Below are 20,805 nucleotides of genomic sequence, written 5' to 3' on the forward strand. Positions count from 1 at the left end.
TATATGGCTAAAGTACTCAAGATAAGAGAACTTGGGTTTTATTGGGAAACTTTAGATCCATTTTTATTTTGTGCTTATCATCAAGACAATTTCCCCAAAGGAAATGAAAATTTAGGTCCAGACGCTGAGTTTTTAAAAGGAAGGATAACCGGAAACGATTTTACCAAAAAAGACGAATTTAGGATGTATCATGGTCAAAAAGTACCTGGTTTTCCTGGGCATCCACATGCTGGTTTTGAAACGGTTACTTTAGTAGAAAAAGGTTTCGCAGATCACTCTGATTCACTTGGCGCCAAAGGAAGATTTGGCAACGGAGACGTACAATGGATGACAGCTGGAAAAGGCATTTTGCATTCGGAAATGTTTCCACTTGTGCATCAAGACCAACCCAATCCGTTAGTACTTTTTCAATTGTGGTTAAATTTACCTTCGCGTTCAAAAAAAGTAGAACCACATTTTAAAATGTTTTGGAATGAAGACATTCCCGTTGAGCACATCCAAGACGAAAATGCTAATAAAATACAAATTAAATTAATAGCAGGTAAGCTCTGTAAAAACAAAGCCCTTGCTCCTACACCAGATTCTTTTGCTGCAAAAGCTGAAAATCATTTGCAAATTTGGCGAATTAGCATGGAAGCCAATGCCAAATGGAAACTTCCAGCATCGAGTGCTAGCACCAATAAAATGTTGTTTTTTTATAGTGGAAGCGAAATTGAAGTAGATGGATTTAGTATTGAAGCTGGACATTCGCTTACCTTAAATCCTGCCGAAGAAGTAGAAATTAACAACGGAAACGAAGCTGCAGAATTCTTGTTTTTAGAAGGCATGCCTATCAACGAACCCGTTGTACAGCAAGGTCCGTTTGTAGCCAATTCCAGAAACGAAATGATGGAAGTAATCAACACCTATCAACAAACTCAATTTGGCGGCTGGCCGTTTGATGAGTACGAAAAAGTGCATGCCAAAGATGCGGGTCGTTTTGCGCAACACGCTGATGGAAAAATGGAATATCCACCAGCTAAATAATTTTTCCCTATCCCAATTTACATTAAAATTTTCCAAATAAGTCTCCTCTTTTTTTGGAGAATTCGTTAGCTTGTCAAACTATCAAATTAGTTCATGAAAAAAGTTTTTTTACTCTTTATCAGCATATATCTTTTAAGTTATTTTCAAAGTTTTTCTCAAATTAGTTTTTGTCCTGGAAGTACTGGTGAAGCCATATTCGAAGAAGATTTTGGTCAAGGGCTAACCAACGGACCACCGCTTGATGCAAGTGTAACAACCTATACGTATGTTAATCAGGCTCCAGAAGATGGACAGTATACCATTTCATCTAATTTAATGCAGTTAGGAAGCTTTCATAATACTCCTGACCATACTGGAAATACCAATGGTAAAGCCTTAATTGTGAATGCTTCTTTTGATGCTGGCTTGTTTTTTCAAATTCCCATAAATGGTTTGTGCGAAAACAATCCATATGAGTTTTCTGCTTATTTAATTAACCTGTACAACTCTTCCAATCAAGTCTGTCCGAATGGTGGTATTCCGGTAAATGTAAGATTTCAAATTTGGGATGAAACCGACACAAATTTACTTGCAGAAGGAAGCACTGGAGCTATTCCAGGCACTACAACTCCTATTTGGGAGCAATATGCCGTAAATTTTGAAACGCTACCTGGGCAAACTTCTGTGATTTTAAAAATGCTGAACAATGGTGATGGCGGCTGCGGAAACGACTTAGCCATAGACGACATTGTTTTTAGGTCATGCGGGGATTTAACTGAAATTTTTGACGATGAAAATGAAAATAGTTTCGATTTCTGTGAAAATGAAAATATTGATAATTTAAGTCTAACTGCTGAACCTGATTTCTCTGTTTACGATACGCATTTTTACCAATGGCAACAAAGTAGCGATAATATCAATTGGGACGATATTCCTGGAGAAACTTCAGAAACTATCGAATTAAATGATGTAAACGGAACTCAATTTTACAGGGTTTTGGTAGCTGAAGACCTAATAAATGTAAGCAATAGTTTGTGCAACAGTATTTCTGGTGTTTTTGAAGTTAATGAACGTGAATTTATAGCTGCAGTAAGTTTGGGCGATGTTGAAGTTTGTGAAGGTGAAGATACTTCGCTAGAAATACAAAATAATCCTGAAATTACAATTGAATGGTACGATTCGCCTTCTGGCGGCAATTTACTCCTAGAAGACAGTTTTACTTTTGCTCCAGAATCTTCAGGAACGTATTATGCTGAAAGCACAACAATTAATGGAGACTGTGTAAATCCAAACCGAACTCCGGTTAGTCTAGAAATTAGTTCCATTCCAGAAAACCAGCCAGAAAGTTTCAACATTTGTCCAGGAGATGAACTCAACTTAGATGCAACTTTAGAAGGAGCAACTTATCAATGGTCTACGGGAGAAACCACAGCAGAAATAAGTGTTAGCGAGTCGGGAGTTTACAGTGTACAACGTACAATTGCTGGTTGCTCTGCGACAAAAGAGTTTGAAGTTATTGTAAATGAAGCGGCTGTTGTTCAAAACATTAGAACTGTAAACAACGATATTGTAATTGATTTGGAAAATGAAGGCGATTTTTTATTTTCAGTAAACGGGCAAATTTTTCAAAGCTCTCCTATTTTTGAAGATGTACCCGGTGGTGAGTACGACATAATTATAGATAACAACAATTGTGGAGCACAGGTTATTTCATTTATACATCTTGTAATTCCAAAGTATTTTACGCCAAACGAAGATGGTTTTAATGATGTTTTTAGAATTCCAGCGGACCGATCTTTTAATGAATTCGAAATTTATATTTTCGACCGTTTTGGCAAACTAATGATTGCAGGCAAACGAGCTCCTTTTGCTTGGGATGGCAACTACAACGGAAAAGCTTTACCTTCTCAAGACTATTGGTACAAGTTGATTATTGATGGCCAAACCATTACGGGTCATGTTACTTTAAAGCGTTAAATATTTTTCTGATAGCTCGGATTTGAAATCCGAGTAAACAAAACTTGGAAAATCTGATAATTCGGGAAGTTTTAGGTTTGCAGGTAAATTTATTCGATTTCAAATTAATGTGATAAATACATCACTCAAATTTTGTTCAATTGTTATAATTAATGACATCATTTAGTTCTTAATTTTATGTCACTAATGCACGAATAACCCGAGGAAACACAATTATAATCTGATAGCTCGGATTTGAAATCCGAGTAAACAAAACTTGAAAAACCGAGTTGTGTGTAATGCAAAAATCCGTTTTCAGATTAAATTTGTTTACTGAAAAGGAAACATCTATCTTTGTAGCAAACTTATATCTGAATGGCAGGAAAATTCAAAGTTGAGTTTTTAAAAGAAGTTTTTGAATTTCTAGATGGAATTGACATTAAAGCTCGGAATAAAATCCTTTTTAATATTGATAAAGCGAAAGTTAAAAATGACAATACTCTTTTTAAAAAACTGACTTCGGATATTTGGGAATTTCGGACTTTGTTCAACAAAAAGCAATATCGACTTTTTGCATTTTGGGACAAGACCGACAATAAAGTGACTATAGTAATCGCTACTCACGGAATTGTCAAAAAAACGCAGAAAACACCAAAAAAAGAAATTGACAAAGCGACCGAATTAATGAACAAGTATTTTGAATCTAAAAATAAAAAACGATGAAAACATATTCATTTGACGAAGTAAAGGACAAATACATCGGAAAAAAAGGAACAGCAGAAAGGGATGCTTATGAAAATGAATTGCGACTTGACTTAATTGGTGAAGCAATCAAACAAGCTCGAAAAGAGAGAAAATTGACACAAACCCAGCTCGGAGAATTAATCGGTGTAAAAAAAGCGCAAATTTCTAAAATCGAAAATAACTTGACCGATGCACGATTTGAGACAATTTTAAAAGTTTTTAGAGCATTGAATGCAAAAATCAACTTTAACGTGGAACTTCTGAATCAAAACATGAATGTAGCAAACTGAAAAAAGCACTATACACAAAACAGTCTTTGTGATAGTTAGCTTTGTAATGCTCATACGATTTCAAATTAATGTGATAAATACATCATTCAAATTATGTTCAATTGTTATAATTAATGACATCATTTAGTTCTTAATTTTATGTCACTAATGCACGAATAACCCGAGTAAACACAATTATAATCTGATCGCTCGGATTTGAAATCCGAGTAAACAAAGGCTAAAAGCTTAATTCAAAAATTTCCAAATGTATTTTCTTTAATCCTAAATTTTATTGGGCTTTTTAAGGGTAAATTCATTCTCAATATTACCTGTATTTAAGGTTGTTTTGGGTTCAAACATCAAGACTTTAGCTTCACCTACACCAATGGGTTTATGTGGAGTTCCTTTGGGAATAATAAGCATTTCGCCTGCATTGAGCCTTAAGGTTTTATGCTCAAGTTCTATTTTAATTTGGCCTTCGATAACTAAAAATAGTTCATCTTCCTGTTCGTGTTGGTGCATGATAAATTCATCTTTGAATTTGGCTATTTTAACCTGTTGGCCGTTGAGTTCACCGATAATTTTAGGACTCCAGAATTCTGAAAATGAATTGAATTTTTCTTTGAGATTAATGGGTTGTATGTCCATGGTATTGCTGTGTCTATTTAGAAGCTGATCGAGTAATCAAATTTAGTTTAATGGCTGGAATTGTTCAAAAATTGTTATATTCATTTTTAAGCAGCTTCATTTTAAATAGTAAAGAACGATATGAGCAGAGGATTTGTAAAAGAAAGCGACCAAGAAGAACCGATTGTAGTTCCACCAAGAGCAGCATTGCCCGACAATACGACTAATTATGTAACACCTTATGGAAAGGAAATGTTGGAAAAAGAAAAAACCAATTTAGAAAAACAACGCGCAGAGCTTGACATTAAAGACGAAACCGAACGAAGACGAGCCCTTTCTATGGTTGATGGGAAATTAAATCTACTTATGGAGCGATTAAAAACAGCTCAAGTGATTGAACCTAAAAACCAAAATCAAAATGAAGTTCGATTTGGAGCTAAGGTTAAATTCAAAATGAATGGGAACATACAAGAATTTCAAATTGTGGGTGTAGATGAAGCTGATGTAAAAGAAAAGAAAATCGCTTTTATTTCTCCCTTAGCCAAAGCCTTAACCTCAAAAAAAGAAGGCGATCAATTTGAATTTAAACTAGGTGAAGAAACGCGACCTATAGAAATTTTAGAAATATGTTATGTGTAGGATTTAAACCTTGAGTGATTTCAAGAATTTAAACATAGAAATTGTGGTGTTAAGGAAGTTTGTTTTAATAAGAAAAATTTGTTTGATGGACTATTCAAATTGCTCATTATTTTGAAAGCCCTCTACCCATTCTGCAAAATCTACAAACTCAGGTTCATCTCTCTTGTATATTAAATGTTCTGCAGTTTCTAATTCCCAACTTGATCTCTCGGTTTTCTTTATTGGGAAAATGTCTTTTCTCAAAAACTTGTTCAAAAGATAAGTATTGGAATGATGTGTTTCAATTAACTTCTCTTCTGCTTCCTTGAGTTTATTTGTTTTAAAAAGGATTAATGTCCATTGAAAAAGAAAAATTGGAAAGGTGAAATCGTCTGGGAAAGTTCGATTAAACCATCTTAAATAACGCAAGCCGCCTTTGTAATCCTGTAACTTAATAAATAGTTCTGGTGGCGAATACCTGAGACCACGGCCATCATGATGAAACCCGCCCCAGCGTTTTTTATCAGCTGCAAGTTCTTTTCTAATTCTTGCAATTTTTGTCCGTATTCGTTCTTCTTGCTTTGGCGTCATGGTAAATTAATTTTTAAAAATTAAATCTGATGTTTTAGTTTATTTTTTAAGTCAACTAAAGATTTTTTAATTTCTATAATTTTATTTTCTAAATCTTCAAAAGTATCTAAAACTTCAATTTCTTTTATTCTTCCCAATAAATCGTTTAACATAAGGTCTGATATACTGGGTTTTATCTTGTGCAATGCATGTTTAGCCTTTTCTGCATCTTTAGTGGAATAAGCTTGACTTAAATTAAGAATTGCTTCATTAATTAGTTGTTTAAAAGTGTTAATTAAATCTTGAAAAAAGGCTTCATCTCCAGCTGCAATCTCTTTAATATAGGCAAGATTATAATCAATGTTGATCCTACTACTTTCATGATTAGACTTTTCAATAGATTGGTTTTTAAGCATGTTTGTACATGTAGCCAGTAGTTTTTGTTCAGTAAAAGGCTTTGTAATCACTTTATTTATACCTTTATTTATATAAGAATCTAAGTCGGTTTTAAACACATTTGCAGTTACCGCAACAATAGGAACTTTTAAGTCTAGTTTGGTTCTAATTATTTCTGTTGCTGTAATGCCATCCATTTTAGGCATTTGAATGTCCATTAAAATTAAATCGTAATCATTCTTCCTGATTTTAAGTTCTTCAATAGCTTCTAGACCATTGTTAGCTAAACTTATTTTTGCATTTTTTCTTTCTAAGATACGTTTTACAATTAAAGCATTCATTTGATTGTCTTCAACAACAAGTATATTTTTATTTTCGAGTAATTTAAGGTCTATTTCTTGATCTTTTAAGCTGTTTTGTTTTTTAGAAATCTGGAGCTGTAAGATAAGGTTTATTTTAGTTCCTATATTTTTTTGAGATTCAATTTGAATGTTTCCGTTTAAAAGGTCGATTATGTTTTTAGATATAGGCATACCTAAGCCTGTGCCTGTATTTACAGTATTATTTTTTTCTGTTGAAAATTCTGAAAAAATATCTTTAAGGAAACTTTTTTCCATGCCAATACCATTGTCTTGAATAGAAAAGCTAACTTCTACATAGTTTGGTTGTTGTTTTAAACCTGCTACACTGAAGCTAACCGTTCCATTTGATGTAAATTTTAATGCATTGTTTAAAAAGTTTACCAACACTTGCTTTATCTTGGTAGGATCAGAATGAACGACTAGGTCTAATTTATCATCAAAATTGAAATTGTATTTGTTATTGTTTTTCTTTGCTAAAAATCCTAAAATAGAGAAGATGTTTTTACACAATTCTTTCAGGTTAAAATCAGTTTGTTCTAAATTTACTTTCCCCGCTTTAATTTTGGCTAAATCTAAAACATTGTTAACTAAACTTAGCAGATAAGAAGATGCGTTGATGGTTTGTTTGAGAAAAGCCTTTTGTAATTTTGGTTCATTTTCATAATTTATAAGTTCATTTAAATTTCCATTAATTACATTTAGTGGTGTTCTCATCTCGTGACTGATGTTAGCCAAAAATTTTTCTTTTTCATTGGCAGCAACTTCAGCATTTTTTTTGGCTCTAATAAGCTGTTTTTCTAATTTTTTCTGCTTAGTATTATCAATAAATGCACCAATTACACCTACTTTTTCTCCATGAATATTGCTTTTGGCACCTAAGCTAATTAATATGCTTTTGTTAAGTTTATTTTTTGTTAAGGCATCAATCTCTAAATTTAAATTTTGATTGGCTTGAAGTTTTTGTAGCGCATTGGTTATGTAATCTTGATTATCTTTAGGTATAAAGTGTTGTATGGCGTTTTTCCCTTTTATTTCTTCTATAGTGTAACCAAATAATTTGGTGTGAGCTTCATTGATGAATTCAACATCAAAATGATTATCCACTTCAATTAAACCTACTTCAACACTCTCGAGTAGGGATTGGTATTTTTGTTCTTGGTAGGTTAGTTTTTCTTGAGCTTCTTTTCTGAGTTGGATATTTACTAACAGTTCTGCAAAGAGATGAAGTAGGTTTTTTTCTTTATCGGTATAAATTCTCACCTTCTTAACAGAGTCAAAACCTACAAAACCCATTAAGTTAGATTTATATACTAACGGTAGTGTTATTAAGCTTTTAATATCTTGTGATGATAATATGTTTTTTAAGGAGTATTCTCCTCCATCAGGGAGTTTAGAAACATCTTCTACTATAAATTCTTTACCTAATTTATGTTTATCTATCCAATCAGGAATTTCAGAAGTGGGAATGTCCTGCAAATTCTCTATTTCAGGTGAAATTCCATCTGAGCACCATTCGTAAGTGTTAGATGTTGTGATTAGATCTTTATCGTATTCAAATATATAAGATCGGTCTGCATTAACAAAGCTTCCAATTTCGGCTAAAGAGTTATTTATATTACTTTCAATGTCTTTTAAATCTATATTTACATAAGTAGAAGCCATTTTGATAAGTAAATTTTGAATTTCTATTTCCTTATCAATTTGCTTTTGAATTTTGTTTTTTTGTTCTACCATTTTTGCATTTTGAAGTGCGTTTGCATAAAATTGAAAAACAGGAATTAAGTTTTTACAAAAGCTAGAAGGCATGGGTTGATTTTTAACCAATACAAAATAACCAAAATCGGATAATTCAAAAATATTATAATGCAGTTTGTCCATTTTTGAGTTACAAAAATGAAGCTTTTTAAAGTTATGTTTTAGACTCGCTTTTTGTATTGTATTTTGTATTTTTTCTACATTAATAAAATCAGTAAAAGCATTTGGAAATACAGCTTCTATAGAAATTTTATTTGCATTTTGATCTAATACAAAGGCTGATATACAATTTAATTTTTTTACATAGAAGGCTAAGGTTTCTTTTAGTAAAGCGTGTTTACTAGTAGCTTTTATGGCAAATGTGAGCTCGAGAATTATCTCTTTTTCATGAATTTGATTTAGCATTTTGCTGTTGTAACAATTTTATTATACATCTCTAAATAAGAATTGCCATTATTAACAATTTCACCTATTGAAAATGCCCCCACTAAATTGGTTTTGGCAATACTACTTAACTCTATGTTTATTTTGTTTTGATGGAATAATTTTCTGGATATACAGTTAAAAGAAAGTACATGTTGACTGGTATTAACCGCTATTTTCTCGGCTGCTTTTATTAAATATTCAGAATTGCCAAACATTATTTTAATAAATTCGCCTTCTTCTATTTTATCTACAACTAAAATACCGCCTCTACTAGTTACCGCATAAGGATCTCTAATAATAAGTTCGCTATCCAGCCTCAGCATTCCAAATGGAAACTGCTTAGAAATTTCAACAAAATTATTTTTATTGACATCTAATCCAGATTCTTTATATACAATTTTTTTATAAAACTCAAAAGCGGGTTCCCAATCAATTGATATTATTTCATTTCCTTCATACTCAGTTACTTTATAAATCTTTTTTGAGGATTTCCAGCCGTGTGCATAATTTATTTCTAGTCTGGATTTCAATGCTAAAATTAAACCCGCATTAGCTGTATAACCTTTATTGCTTATTATTTCAATATCGCTTTTTTCTCTAATAGATCCACACCCAGCGCCAAAATAATTAACTGTATTTCCGTAATTGTTATACAAATTTCTTAAAAATATGGTCTTATCCGTTCCAAATGCGCTTAATAAAGTAAAAATTGTTTGTGTTTTAGTGTTTTTTAGACTTGTTTTAAAACTATTTATTTCTTGGTCTAATTCTTTGCTTTCTAAATTTAGGTGTAATATAGTTGCTGCTATAATATCTGGCATTCCTAATAGTATAAATCCATTTTCATAAGGTTTGGAATCATAGATTAAACTTGGAAAAACACCACCATAAATTTCAATTTGGTAAGTATTGATTAACTCTAGATATTGATTTACAAAATTGTTTTTAGTTTGGTCCGAAACGAACACCAAGGCTTTTTTAATTTTGTTATTTTTAAGCTTGTCTAAAGCAGCTAAAAGCTGAGATTTATCTTGTATTAAAAAATGCATACTACTTTAATTTAATTCTATTTTGTTTGGCCAAATGGTATATTGTTGAAACGCCAATATCTAATAGTTTTGCTACTTTTTTCACATTAAAATGATACTTCTCTAGATAATATTGTACAATTTCATTAGTATGTTCGTTTAAGGTTTTTTCTTCTGCAATAGTGGTTTTTATTTTATTGTGGATCCTTATGTCGTCTTTTTCAATAGTATAATTTTCGCACAAGACAAAGGCTAATTCTACCGTAGATTTAAGTTCCCTAATATTGCCTGGGAAGGAATATGATTCTAATTTTTTAATGGCACCTGAAGTAATGTTGGGTGTTTTTTTATTGTTTTGCTTAGCGAAATTATCAATAAAATGCTGAGTAAGTATTTTAATATCAGATTTGCGCTCTCTGAGCGGCGGTAGATGAATTGGAAAACCATAAATTCTATAAAATAAATCTTCTCTAAAAGTTCCGTTTTCAATTTCAGTTCTTAAATCTTTATGAGTAGCCGTAATTAGCTTAAAGTCTACAGGTATTAATTTGCTTCCTCCAATTCTTCTAATCTTTCTTTCTTCTAGGGCCCTTAGTAATTTAGATTGCAATTCAAAATTTAATTCAGCAATTTCATCTAAAAAAAGGATTCCTTTATGGGCTTTTTCAAATAAACCTTCTTTAGATTTTGTAGCGCCTGTAAATGATCCTTTTTCATAACCAAATAGTTCACTTTCTATAAGGTTTGAAGGAATAGCCGAAACATTGATAGAAATAAACTCGCCAGTAATTTGCTTGGCATTTTTATAAATACTGTGCGCAACCATTTCTTTCCCAGTTCCAGTTTCGCCAGTAATATGAATATTAATATTAGTTGTAGCGGCTTTTTTAATATTCTCTTTTAATATTTTAATATCTATATTTTCTCCAATAATATTGGTGTTTTCTACATTTTGCTTTTTTACTTGAGATTTTAAAGTTTTTATTTCATCTTTAAGTTGCCTTTTTTCTTTTATATTTTCAAGAGACTTCCAGATCGCATTTTTTAAATCTTCTGTTTTTACAATATAGTCTTTTACGCCAATTTTTAGTAAGTCTACAACAGTGGGTATATTTTCTTGTCCGCTAACAACTAAAATATCTTGGTTGGGGTTTTGCTTTAAAATTTCATTTATCAGTTGTTTTCCATTCATTTTAGGCATTAAAAAATCTACACAGATTAAATCTGGTTGTTGTTGGAGATTGTTTAAAAGTTGATAAGGGTCATCAAATAAAACAACATCATGATCGGGATTCATGTTTAAGATGTGACGGATTTTTTTCGAAGACCATGGATCATCATCTATAACGAAAATTGTATAAGCCATTTTGTGTGTTTTATTAAAACAAAATTAGAAGCACAAATCTAATTAAATTCTAAAAAATAGAATGTGTTTATAAAATTTAGATTTTTTCTTTTTTTCATACCTGGGTAAGCTTATGATTTCGAAGCATTTGTAATTAAGGAATTAAAATTGCTCTTTTCATTTTTTAAATAAATTTCATTTTATAATAAAAAAAAACTATTTAGTAAATCTATAAAATTAAATTATTGACAAAGCAAATACAAGCTTTAAAATCACAACTCAAAGGTTTATAATAGTATATCCAGCTTGATAAAAATAATGTAGATGAGATATAAGCCTCTAAAGAATGAATATAAAATTTGGTTGGTAAGTGACGATGATTTTTTTGTTAAGTCGCATAAAAAAATACTTCCAAAAACCTTGGGAGTTGAAGTGCAAGCCTTTGTAAGCTATGCATTGGCAAAACAAGCATTAACTTTAAATACAATAGACTTAAATAAAACAGCATTAATAGTGCTAAACCTAAGTACAATAAGTATAGAAGACCAACATAGCATGTGTTTAAGATTACAAGAAATTAATAAAAAATTTAATCACATCATGCAGTATGCAGTAATCATTGACAGAAAGCTCAATCAAAATATTATAGAAAATTATTTATCTAATTTTAAAAAGGTACATTTTATAAATAAGCCTTTACACAAAATGGCATTAATGCCCATACTTAGAAAAGTAATGCCTATTGAATATTATATATAAAATGCAATAACATCAATTTAAGAAATTGATTAATTTTTTAATCTACATCTTGGAGAAAATTCTAAAATATAGAATTAATTAAATGTATAAGTGTCTGTTTACCATTTAATTATGCTAAGGAATGGATTTTGAAACAATTTTGCACAGTCTTTATTAATTTATATAAATTATATTTATGATTTACTTTCTACTATCATTTTTTGTTTTGGCTTTTGGAAGGCTTATATATATAGATTATAAAAATATAAAGAAAATAAACGAATGGAAAGAAATAAAAAAAAGTAAAACAATAAAACAATAATTATAAGCGTACCCCTATTTATCTTTTTAGCTTTTTAATTCCAGGCTTATTATTTAATAAGTCTGGAATTTTTAATATACATAATAAGTGCTGCTAAAACCAGCTTTTATTGTTTTGAAAATAAAAAACACGAGTTATCCAAAATAGTATTGAATTTTATAAAAGATAAAATATTGAAACTCTTAAAGAAAGTTGGAAAAATAAACTGTTTTTACGTAGATAAAACAACATCTTAAAGCAAAGTTCTACTGTAGTCAAAATTCACATGAAGTAAAATTCAAATTTATTGTGCAATTATCGCTTACTATTTATTGGTTATTAGTGGAAGTTAACTTAAATCTTAAAGAAAACTTGCACAATATTTCAAATTTTAAGCATCAATATATTTGATAAAACCCCTGTAAAAGATATGGTTATAAATAATTTCTATAAAACATTGATACTTGAGTAGGTGTATTGTAGAATTTAAACTACTTTTAATCGCTCGCTAGTGAAATAAGATATTGAATATTATATACTAATCAAGTACAGCTGAATTAACTTCAAACTATATGTTTTCAATTCCATTTTATAAAAATTCTCCAAATTTTTATTTTTTAATTCTGTGTATGTGTTCTGGCACTATATTAGGCCAGCAAAATTTATTAAAACAGAAACAAGAAGAAGCCTTTCAACTCATATTCACCAATCAAGATAAGGCTATTGTAATCATTGATTCTCTCATTGAAGCCAACAAAAACAATCTTGACTTTAAACAAGGCAAAAACTTTTCAAATAAAGGGGTTTATTACGCGGTAAAGAACCAATTGGATTCTGCTGCTGTTTATTTTAATAAGGCTATTGAGTTAACACCTAAGGATCATCAATTCTACCCGAAATTATTAAATAATCTAAGCATTGTCCACAAGAAAAAAGGAGAATATATAAAAGCAATTGAAACACTTGATGCAGCTTTGCAAATTGCAAATTCGCGAGATAATAAAGATGCAAAATCCAAAATATACAGTGAATTATCGTCTGTTTACAGAAGTTTAGAAAAATACAATCTAGCCGTAAAATATAGCTTACAAGCAATTGAAATCATAAATACTAAATATACAGTTGATGCTTACGCACTAAATAATGAAAAACAAAAGTTAGCCAATCTATATAGAGCACTTGATAATAATGTTTTTGCTATTCAGCTTTATGAAGAAATCTTACCTTATTTTGAAAATGCCATTTATACAGATTCCAGAATTTCTACTTACATAAACTACGCAGCAAGCTTAATTAATGTAAGTGAATTTGATAAGGCGAAAGTACTTTTAACAAAAGCAAAAAATGAATTAGTAAATTTTAAGAATAAAGAACTATTTGCTTTTTATAAGTTAACCTATGCCTTGTATTACAAAAAAACGGGAGAGCTTAGCAAAGCTGAAAGCTGTTTCGAAATAGCCTTATCGAATTTTGAGAATCACCTAGACAATTATCCCAAAACATTAAATGAATATTTAAGTTTTCTACAAGCACAAAATAAATTTGACAAGTTAATAGATTTTGTAAATAGTGATAAAAAGATAGACAATATGCAGGTGGGGTTTCAAGACCTAGTTGATTACCATGGAGTACTTGGCTTGGCTTTCGAAAAAACAGGTGATTATCAAACATCATTGTACCATTACAAAAACAAAATTCGCTATTCAGATAGTTTAAGCCAACAAAATAATTTTGCAATTGCTAAAGATTTACAAGCCAAGTACCAGAATAAGATCTTAAGTCAGAAAAATAACTTATTACAGCAAGAAAATATAATCCAAGGCAAAACTAATCTTATTGTTTTAATAACTAGCATCTCTTTAATAATCATTTTCTCAATATTGCTTATCCGCTATAAAAATAGAGTAAAAGCCGCCAAAAAGCACCAAGAATTGTCTGATCAAAAAATAAAAGCCGAAGAAAAACTTATTGAAATTAAGGATGCTTTGCTCAAAGAACAAAAAAAAGAATTATTATCTCGTTCGTTTGAAATTAATAAACTGAATAAAGACATTCAGTTTATTAAAAAAAATATGGGTGCTGAAAATGAGATGGTTAAACAAAGGCTAAATGATGTTGACCAATTTATATCACCAAAACATGAAATTGATAAATTACGTTACGAATTTGAAAGAGTTTACCCTAATTTTTATCAAGACATTAAAAAGATGTACCCCAAATTAAATAAAAATGATGCCCTATTTTTATCGTTTGTAAAACTGAAGTTTACCTATAAAGAAATTGCCAACATACTAAATATTACACATAAAAGCGCAATTACTAAAAAGTATAGAATTGCTAAAAAGATGAACCTTGATAACAATGAAGATTTTTACGAATTTGTAGAAAAAAAATTGTAAGTCTTGGCTATTAATTGCGTGTCATTTCACTTTTAAAACTTTTAAGTAAAATATTCTGCTTCTCTTCATATTGCTTTTTTATAAACCTCAGTTCATTTAAATATACAAATTCGTTGAGTGCATAATATGTAATCATCCACTTATCTCATAGTAAATAGGCAATCCATTATTTGTGATGTCGGCTTCATTAGACTAAAATAGATATAGACAGTATATAGACAAGAATGATTTCAGAATCATTAATATTTTATAATATTGATATTCAGATATTTAAATGTTGTTTAATTTGTGTTTTGTAGAACTTTGTCTATAGTTAAATATTGTATTACGCAATGTAAATAGTTTGATTTGTTTGTAAATATAATTAAACCAACAATGTCTCTAATTATCAATAAAAATATTTGAAACACAAATATCATCAAAACTCTTTTGAAGAAAAGAATGTATAATACAACTAATTTACTACACCTTCAATAATTACAAATCTTAAATTTTTAAACATGAAAAACAAACTATTTACTTTATTAATCTTTATTACAAGTTTTGCTTCGTATTCTCAGTCCTTTGAAGACAAAACAGAGAATGATCAAAAAATGGCTGAGTTATTTAACCTTTTTTATAAGCACCAAAATCTTAATGAAACCGTGATTCTTAATCATGGGGTTGACTTAGGATTTATACAACAGGGGTATGTTAAAAATTTTAAAGTCATTACAAAAAATGAAACAATAAATCATAGTTCATATTTATTGTTTCACACTTTAGATATTGAGGGAAATATTGGGAGAATTAGATATGCCATTGTTAGCAATAATAAAAAAGAAGAATTTAAATATCTCCTTTATGATATGAATACGTATAAATCAATCAAAAAATAGTAACTATGAAAAAAAATATACTCTTCTTATTTATCCTTGTCAATTCAATTGCAATGTACTCTCAAAACGTACTTGACAATGGTAGGTTAAGGTTTGGTACAGGGCAAGAAAATTCGGTTAACACTTTAGGAAATTTACAACAACCCTTTTATTTTAATGGTGATGTCTCTAATTGGTATAAATTAACATACTCTTCTTATCCTTTAGATATTGAAGTTGCTGAAGGTGGTGATGGTACTGATGATTGGAATAGGAATGGGGATAAAAGAGTTAATCCAACATTGTCCAACCAAGTAATAGACTATTCAGGGTGGACAGCATTATCAACTAGTCCAAGTGGAAACACATCTGCTAACGCATCAGCTGGTTATGGGACAATAGTTTCCACAGGTGATATTACTATTAATGGTAAAACCTTTCAAATCGAACAATCGTATAATCTACCACAAGATGATGGTTTTATAGAAGTAACCACTACAATAATAAACACAAGTTCTTCTAACTTAGAGAACTTGAGAACTTGGGTTGGCACACGTGATGATTGGGTTGGTCAAGTTGATACACCACTCAAAAAAAGGGGCAATATTGTTGACGGTGAATTTCAGGAGATTTCAAGTACGTCTGAACAGTCGAAGGCTATACAAGTATACACAAATACTGAATCTGTCTTGTTCTACAGTGACTCTGAAGAAGCTTATACAACTTTCGCGAGTTGCTGTAGTTTTACTAACTCTACGGGTTTAAACCCTATAGGTGCACCGGTTTCTACAAATTTCGCTGATGGCTCTTATGCAATGTATGTGAGGTTTAATGATTTGGCTCCTGGAGAATCTGATTCCTTAAAATGGTATTATGCTGCTGGGACATTAGCCGAAATAGATGATATCATAGGTGCAGTTGCAGAAGCTTCTGGCTCAATTAGTAATATTTCGTATGCTACTGCTGATTTTACAGCTGAGACTGATACACCTTCCACAGGTTATTATATTGTGGTTCCCCAGGGATCAACACCACCTTCTATAAGTCAGATTATTGCAGCTCAAGATTATAATGGCGTCACGGTAGTAAATTCTGATAATGCTGCTTTAGCTATAAATACACCAGAATTATTTAATATTTCAGACTTAGAATCTGGTACAAATTACACTTTGTATTTCGTGACAGAATATGATGATAATGGGACAACAGCATACACAGATATTTCTTCAAATGATTTCACAACCCTAGCAAACGACACTCCCACTATTTCAACAATAGAAGATTTAAGTTTTTGTGTTGGAGATTCTTTTACCCCAATAGACTTTACAGTTAATGATGAGTTTCCAGAAACACCACTTACAGTGGTGGCAACATCATCTAATACGGCATTAATTCAAGACAGTGACTTAACAATTTCTAATACGGGGTCAGATTATCAATTAACTTATGTTTCTGTTGATGGTGCGTCTGGTTCAACAAGCATTACCGTTACAGCGACTGATAGCGAAGGAGAATCTGCAACAGAAAGCTTTGTGATCGTCTTAAATCCAAGCGCTTCAATAACAGCAACTACTGGTACTACATCAGCTTTTAACACTGGTTTACCTTATGTAGTTGATTCAGGTATCACAATAATTCAAGATCAATCCATCACTGAATTGAGAGTAAGCATTAATAATTTACAATCTGGAGATAACCTAGAAGTAGGGGCAACCTTACCAGCTGGAGTTACAAGTACATTTAACTCAACAACTGGTGTGTTAAGTATATCGGGTAGTATGACTGATGCAGAAGCACAAGCTATTTTACAATCGGTTGAGTTTAGTACAACCAGTACCGACTTGACTAATCGTGAGATAGAATTTAGTTTAGGTAGCGCACAACCGCTAGAAGATAATGGTCATTTTTATGAATTTGTTGCAGCTCCGGGAATTACCTGGCAAGATGCTGAAACAGCAGCAAGTGATTTAAATTTATATGGTTTACCTGGCTATCTAGCTACAGTAACCAGCCAAGCTGAAAATGATTTTATTGTAGCTAAATTAGCCGGACAAGGCTGGATAGGTGCAAGTGATGCAGCAACCGAAGGCCAATGGCGTTGGGTTACTGGACCTGAAGCCGGTACGCAATTTTGGCAAGGAACAGGCTCTGGTAGTCCTGTTGGCGGTGAATATAGCAATTGGAATACAGGTGAGCCCAATGATGCTGGTGGAGAAGATTATGCTCACTTTAGAACACAAGGTAATTGGAATGATTATCCTTTTGATGCTGCCGCAATAGATGGTTATGTTGTTGAGTACGGTGGCTTAAGTGATGAGTCCTGTGTGCAATTAAGCGATATTAAAGTTGTTACCATAGAACCTAATTCAGTTCCTGTTATAGATCCTGTAGCAGATATTACTGAAAATTGCCCCAACACAGATGCTGTAGTTAACGTAACCATTTCAGATACCGAAACAGCAGCCGATGATTTAGTTTTAACAGCAAGTTCAAGCAATACTGCGCTCTTAAATGTGTTTGATATTTCTGCAACAGGAGCTACTCGTACCATCACAATGACACCTGAGCTAGACCAAACAGGAACTGCTACTGTTACTTTAACTGTAGAAGATGAACTCGGTACAACTTTCCAAACTAGTTTTGATGTAGAGTTTATAGATAACGAAGCACCAATAGCTAGTGCTACCGATTTTGTATTAGACAGCTATAATTGGAATAATGGACTTTATGCCTTTCTTCCTGGCTATGTTAACGATGGTAGTAGTGACAATTGCGGTATAGATGTTATTGATTTGGCAAGAGATGAAGATAGCGACGGCAATCCTGATTCAGGCTATGACGACCGCATAAATTTATCTTGTGCTGATGTTGGAAATACCTTTGATTACTTATTTAGAGTAACCGATGTAAATGGAAATCAGACGGTAATTACAAGAAGTATAACAGTCGAAGATAATATTGCTCCAACAGTAATCACACAAGATATCACTGTTGAATTAGATATAAATGGTACCGCAAGTATTTTACCAAATCAAATTGATAACGGAAGTAATGATGATTGTTCCATTGATGCATTAACTTTAGATGTTACTTCATTTGACTGTTCTAATATTGGAGACAACGAAGTAACTCTTACAGTAACTGATGTAAATGGTAATTCTGCTTCACAAACCGCTACGGTAACTGTAGAAGATAATACTTTACCAGAAGTATTAACGCAAGACATTACAGTAAATCTTGATGCCAATGGTGAAGCTACTATTACGGCTGATCAGATTGACAACGGAAGTACAGACAATTGTGGCGTAGAAAGTTTAAGCCTAGATACTATTGCATTCGATTGTTCTAATGTTGGGGCTAACACGGTAACGCTTACGGTAACAGATGCAAATGGTGATTTTGCTACCGCTGAAGCTACTGTTACTGTTCAAGATAATATTGCACCTATAGCGTTAACTCAAGACATAACAATAGAGCTTGATGCCAATGGTGAAGCTACAATTACTGCTGATCAGATTGACAACGGAAGTACAGACAATTGTGGTGTAGAAAGTTTAAGCTTAGATACTATTGCATTCGATTGTTCTAATGTTGGGGCTAACACGGTAACGCTTACGGTAACAGATGCAAATGGTGATTTTGCTACCGCTGAAGCAACTGTTACTGTTCAAGATAATATTGCACCTATAGCATTAACTCAAGACATTACACTAGAACTTGATACCAATGGTGAAGCTACTATTACGGCTGATCAGATTGACAATGGTAGTAACGACAATTGTGGTGTAGAAAGTTTAAGCTTAGATAATTTTGCATTCGATTGTTCTAACATCGGCGTAAACACGGTAACGCTTACGGTAACAGATGCAAATGGTGATTTTGCTACCGCTGAAGCAACTGTTACTGTTCAAGATAATATTGCACCTATAGCATTAACTCAAGACATTACACTAGAACTTGATGCCAATGGTGAAGCTACTATTACGGCTGATCAGATTGACAATGGTAGTAACGACAATTGTGGTGTAGAAAGTTTAAGCTTAGATAATTTTGCATTCGATTGTTCTAACATCGGCGTAAACACGGTAACGCTTACGGTAACAGATGCAAATGGAAATTTAGCAACTGCTGAAGCAACTGTAACTGTTCAAGATAATATTGCACCTGTAGCATTAACGCAAGACATTACAGTAGATCTTGATGCCAATGGTGAAGCTACTATTACGGCTGATCAGATTGACAACGGAAGTACAGACAATTGTGGTGTAGAAAGTTTAAGCCTAGATACTTTTGCATTCGATTGTTCTAACATCGGCGTAAACACGGTAACGCTTACGGTAACAGATGCAGATGGTAATTTTGCTACTGCTGAAGCTACCGTTACTGTTCAAGATAATTTTGCACCTATAGCGTTAACTCAAGACATTACAGTAGAACTTGATGCCAATGGTGAAGCTACAATTACTACTGATCAGATTGACAATGGGAGTACAGACAATTGTGGTGTAGAAAGTTTAAGCTTAGATACTTTTGCATTCGATTGTTCTAATGTTGGGGCTAACACAGTAACGCTTACGGTAACAGATGCGAATGGAAATTTAGCAACTGCTGAAGCAATTGTAACTGTTCAAGATAATTTTGCACCTATAGCATTAACTCAGGACATTACAGTAGAGCTTGATGCCAATGGTGAAGCTACTATTACGGCTGATCAGATTGACAACGGTAGTACAGACAATTGTGGTGTAGAAAGTTTAAGCTTAGATACTTTCGCATTTGATTGTTCTAATGTTGGAGCAAACACGGTAACGCTTACGGTAACAGACACAGAAGGTAATGAAGCAGAAGCTACAGGTATAGTCACTGTAGAAGATAATCTTTCTCCAGATGTTGTTACCTCAGATATAGTTTTAGATCTTGTAGGTGAAGCATCCATAAGTATTACAGCATTAGACGTTGTTGAAAGTTATGAAGATAATTGTTCTAGCCCAACTGAGATTCAATTTAGCTTAAGTGAGAATACCTTTACAGAGGTTGGTGCGTACACAGTAATTCTTACAGCAGAAGATATAAATGGTAATACCATAGATTATACAGTAAAAGTTATTGTAGTAGATACTTTAAGTATATCAGAATTCAAGGCTAGTATGGTGAGTTTGTATCCAAATCCAGCATCAAACCAAGTTACAATTGAAACTGAAGGAGTTACTATTTCTGAAGTCATGATTTTCGACTTAAATGGTAAACTTATTAAGTCCAGTCGAGAACAAATAATCCATATTGCAGAACTTCCTGCTGGATTATATATGGTAAGACTAAAGGATGAATCAGGAAATATTCTAACTAAAAAGTTAATTAAGAAATAAAAAAACATACCTATCTCTTATTTTATAAAATAAGAGATAGGTA

14 protein-coding genes are annotated in these 20,805 nt (G+C 32.0%); 9 read left to right on the forward strand and 5 right to left on the reverse strand.

What is annotated here, in order from left to right; all coding sequences use genetic code 11:
• The first annotated feature begins 3 nt into the window (after nt 1–3).
• From IEV72_RS02015 to IEV72_RS02030, 4 genes are all read left to right on the forward strand, one after another.
• Nucleotides 4–1,026 (forward strand): pirin family protein, encoded by a 1,023-nt coding sequence (locus tag IEV72_RS02015; protein ID WP_188457398.1) that lies wholly within the window; start codon nt 4–6, stop codon nt 1,024–1,026.
• A gap of 93 nt (nt 1,027–1,119) precedes the next feature.
• Complete coding sequence (locus IEV72_RS02020; protein ID WP_188457399.1) at nt 1,120–2,982, forward strand: T9SS type B sorting domain-containing protein; 1,863 nt, start codon at nt 1,120–1,122, stop codon at nt 2,980–2,982.
• Nucleotides 2,983–3,336: 354 nt separating this feature from the next.
• Nucleotides 3,337–3,684, forward strand: a complete 348-nt coding sequence (locus tag IEV72_RS02025) for a type II toxin-antitoxin system RelE/ParE family toxin (RefSeq protein WP_188457400.1) — start codon at nt 3,337–3,339, stop codon at nt 3,682–3,684.
• Entirely contained in the window at nt 3,681–3,995 is a 315-nt protein-coding gene (locus IEV72_RS02030) for a helix-turn-helix domain-containing protein (protein WP_188457401.1), read from the forward strand. Before IEV72_RS02025 ends, IEV72_RS02030 begins: the two co-directional genes overlap by 4 nt.
• Before the next feature lie 261 nt (nt 3,996–4,256).
• On the opposite strand, the gene IEV72_RS02035 is transcribed toward IEV72_RS02030, so the two are convergent.
• The gene (locus tag IEV72_RS02035; protein ID WP_188457402.1) at nt 4,257–4,622 is read right to left on the reverse strand and encodes a cupin domain-containing protein; all 366 of its coding nucleotides are present in this window, start codon (nt 4,620–4,622) and stop codon (nt 4,257–4,259) included.
• 120 nt (nt 4,623–4,742) lie between these two features.
• On the opposite strand from IEV72_RS02035, the gene IEV72_RS02040 reads away from it, so the two are divergent.
• The gene (locus IEV72_RS02040; protein WP_188457403.1) at nt 4,743–5,240 is read left to right on the forward strand and encodes a GreA/GreB family elongation factor; all 498 of its coding nucleotides are present in this window, start codon (nt 4,743–4,745) and stop codon (nt 5,238–5,240) included.
• A 90-nt stretch (nt 5,241–5,330) separates the two neighbouring features.
• Here the strand turns inward: IEV72_RS02040 and IEV72_RS02045 are convergent, their stop codons facing one another.
• Genes IEV72_RS02045 through IEV72_RS02060 form a run of 4 tightly spaced genes read right to left on the reverse strand, consistent with a single transcriptional unit; the run spans nt 5,331 to nt 11,122 of the window.
• Nucleotides 5,331–5,810: a hypothetical protein gene (locus tag IEV72_RS02045; protein WP_188457404.1), complete on the reverse strand. Its 480-nt coding sequence runs from the start codon at nt 5,808–5,810 to the stop codon at nt 5,331–5,333.
• Nucleotides 5,811–5,830: 20 nt separating this feature from the next.
• Complete coding sequence (locus IEV72_RS02050; protein ID WP_188457405.1) at nt 5,831–8,707, reverse strand: response regulator; 2,877 nt, start codon at nt 8,705–8,707, stop codon at nt 5,831–5,833.
• Nucleotides 8,701–9,777: an FIST C-terminal domain-containing protein gene (locus IEV72_RS02055; protein WP_188457406.1), complete on the reverse strand. Its 1,077-nt coding sequence runs from the start codon at nt 9,775–9,777 to the stop codon at nt 8,701–8,703. The genes IEV72_RS02050 and IEV72_RS02055 overlap by 7 nt, the downstream gene beginning before the upstream one ends.
• Before the next feature lies 1 nt (nt 9,778).
• Complete coding sequence (locus IEV72_RS02060; RefSeq protein WP_188457407.1) at nt 9,779–11,122, reverse strand: sigma-54-dependent transcriptional regulator; 1,344 nt, start codon at nt 11,120–11,122, stop codon at nt 9,779–9,781.
• A gap of 303 nt (nt 11,123–11,425) precedes the next feature.
• Here IEV72_RS02060 and IEV72_RS02065 point away from each other — a divergent pair, with 303 nt between their 5' ends.
• From IEV72_RS02065 to IEV72_RS02080, 4 genes are all read left to right on the forward strand, one after another.
• The gene (locus IEV72_RS02065) at nt 11,426–11,860 is read left to right on the forward strand and encodes a hypothetical protein (protein WP_188457408.1); all 435 of its coding nucleotides are present in this window, start codon (nt 11,426–11,428) and stop codon (nt 11,858–11,860) included.
• Nucleotides 11,861–12,769: 909 nt separating this feature from the next.
• The gene (locus IEV72_RS02070; protein ID WP_188457409.1) at nt 12,770–14,539 is read left to right on the forward strand and encodes a tetratricopeptide repeat protein; all 1,770 of its coding nucleotides are present in this window, start codon (nt 12,770–12,772) and stop codon (nt 14,537–14,539) included.
• A 500-nt stretch (nt 14,540–15,039) separates the two neighbouring features.
• Complete coding sequence (locus IEV72_RS02075; RefSeq protein ID WP_188457410.1) at nt 15,040–15,417, forward strand: hypothetical protein; 378 nt, start codon at nt 15,040–15,042, stop codon at nt 15,415–15,417.
• Nucleotides 15,418–15,422: 5 nt separating this feature from the next.
• A complete protein-coding gene (locus tag IEV72_RS02080) occupies nt 15,423–20,762 on the forward strand; it encodes a T9SS type A sorting domain-containing protein (protein WP_188457411.1) in 5,340 nt (1,779 codons plus the stop codon).
• The last annotated feature ends 43 nt before the right edge of the window (nt 20,763–20,805 follow it).

The sequence above is a fragment of the Psychroflexus planctonicus genome, assembly GCF_014640195.1.
Taxonomy (GTDB): Bacteria; Bacteroidota; Bacteroidia; order Flavobacteriales; family Flavobacteriaceae; genus Psychroflexus; species Psychroflexus planctonicus.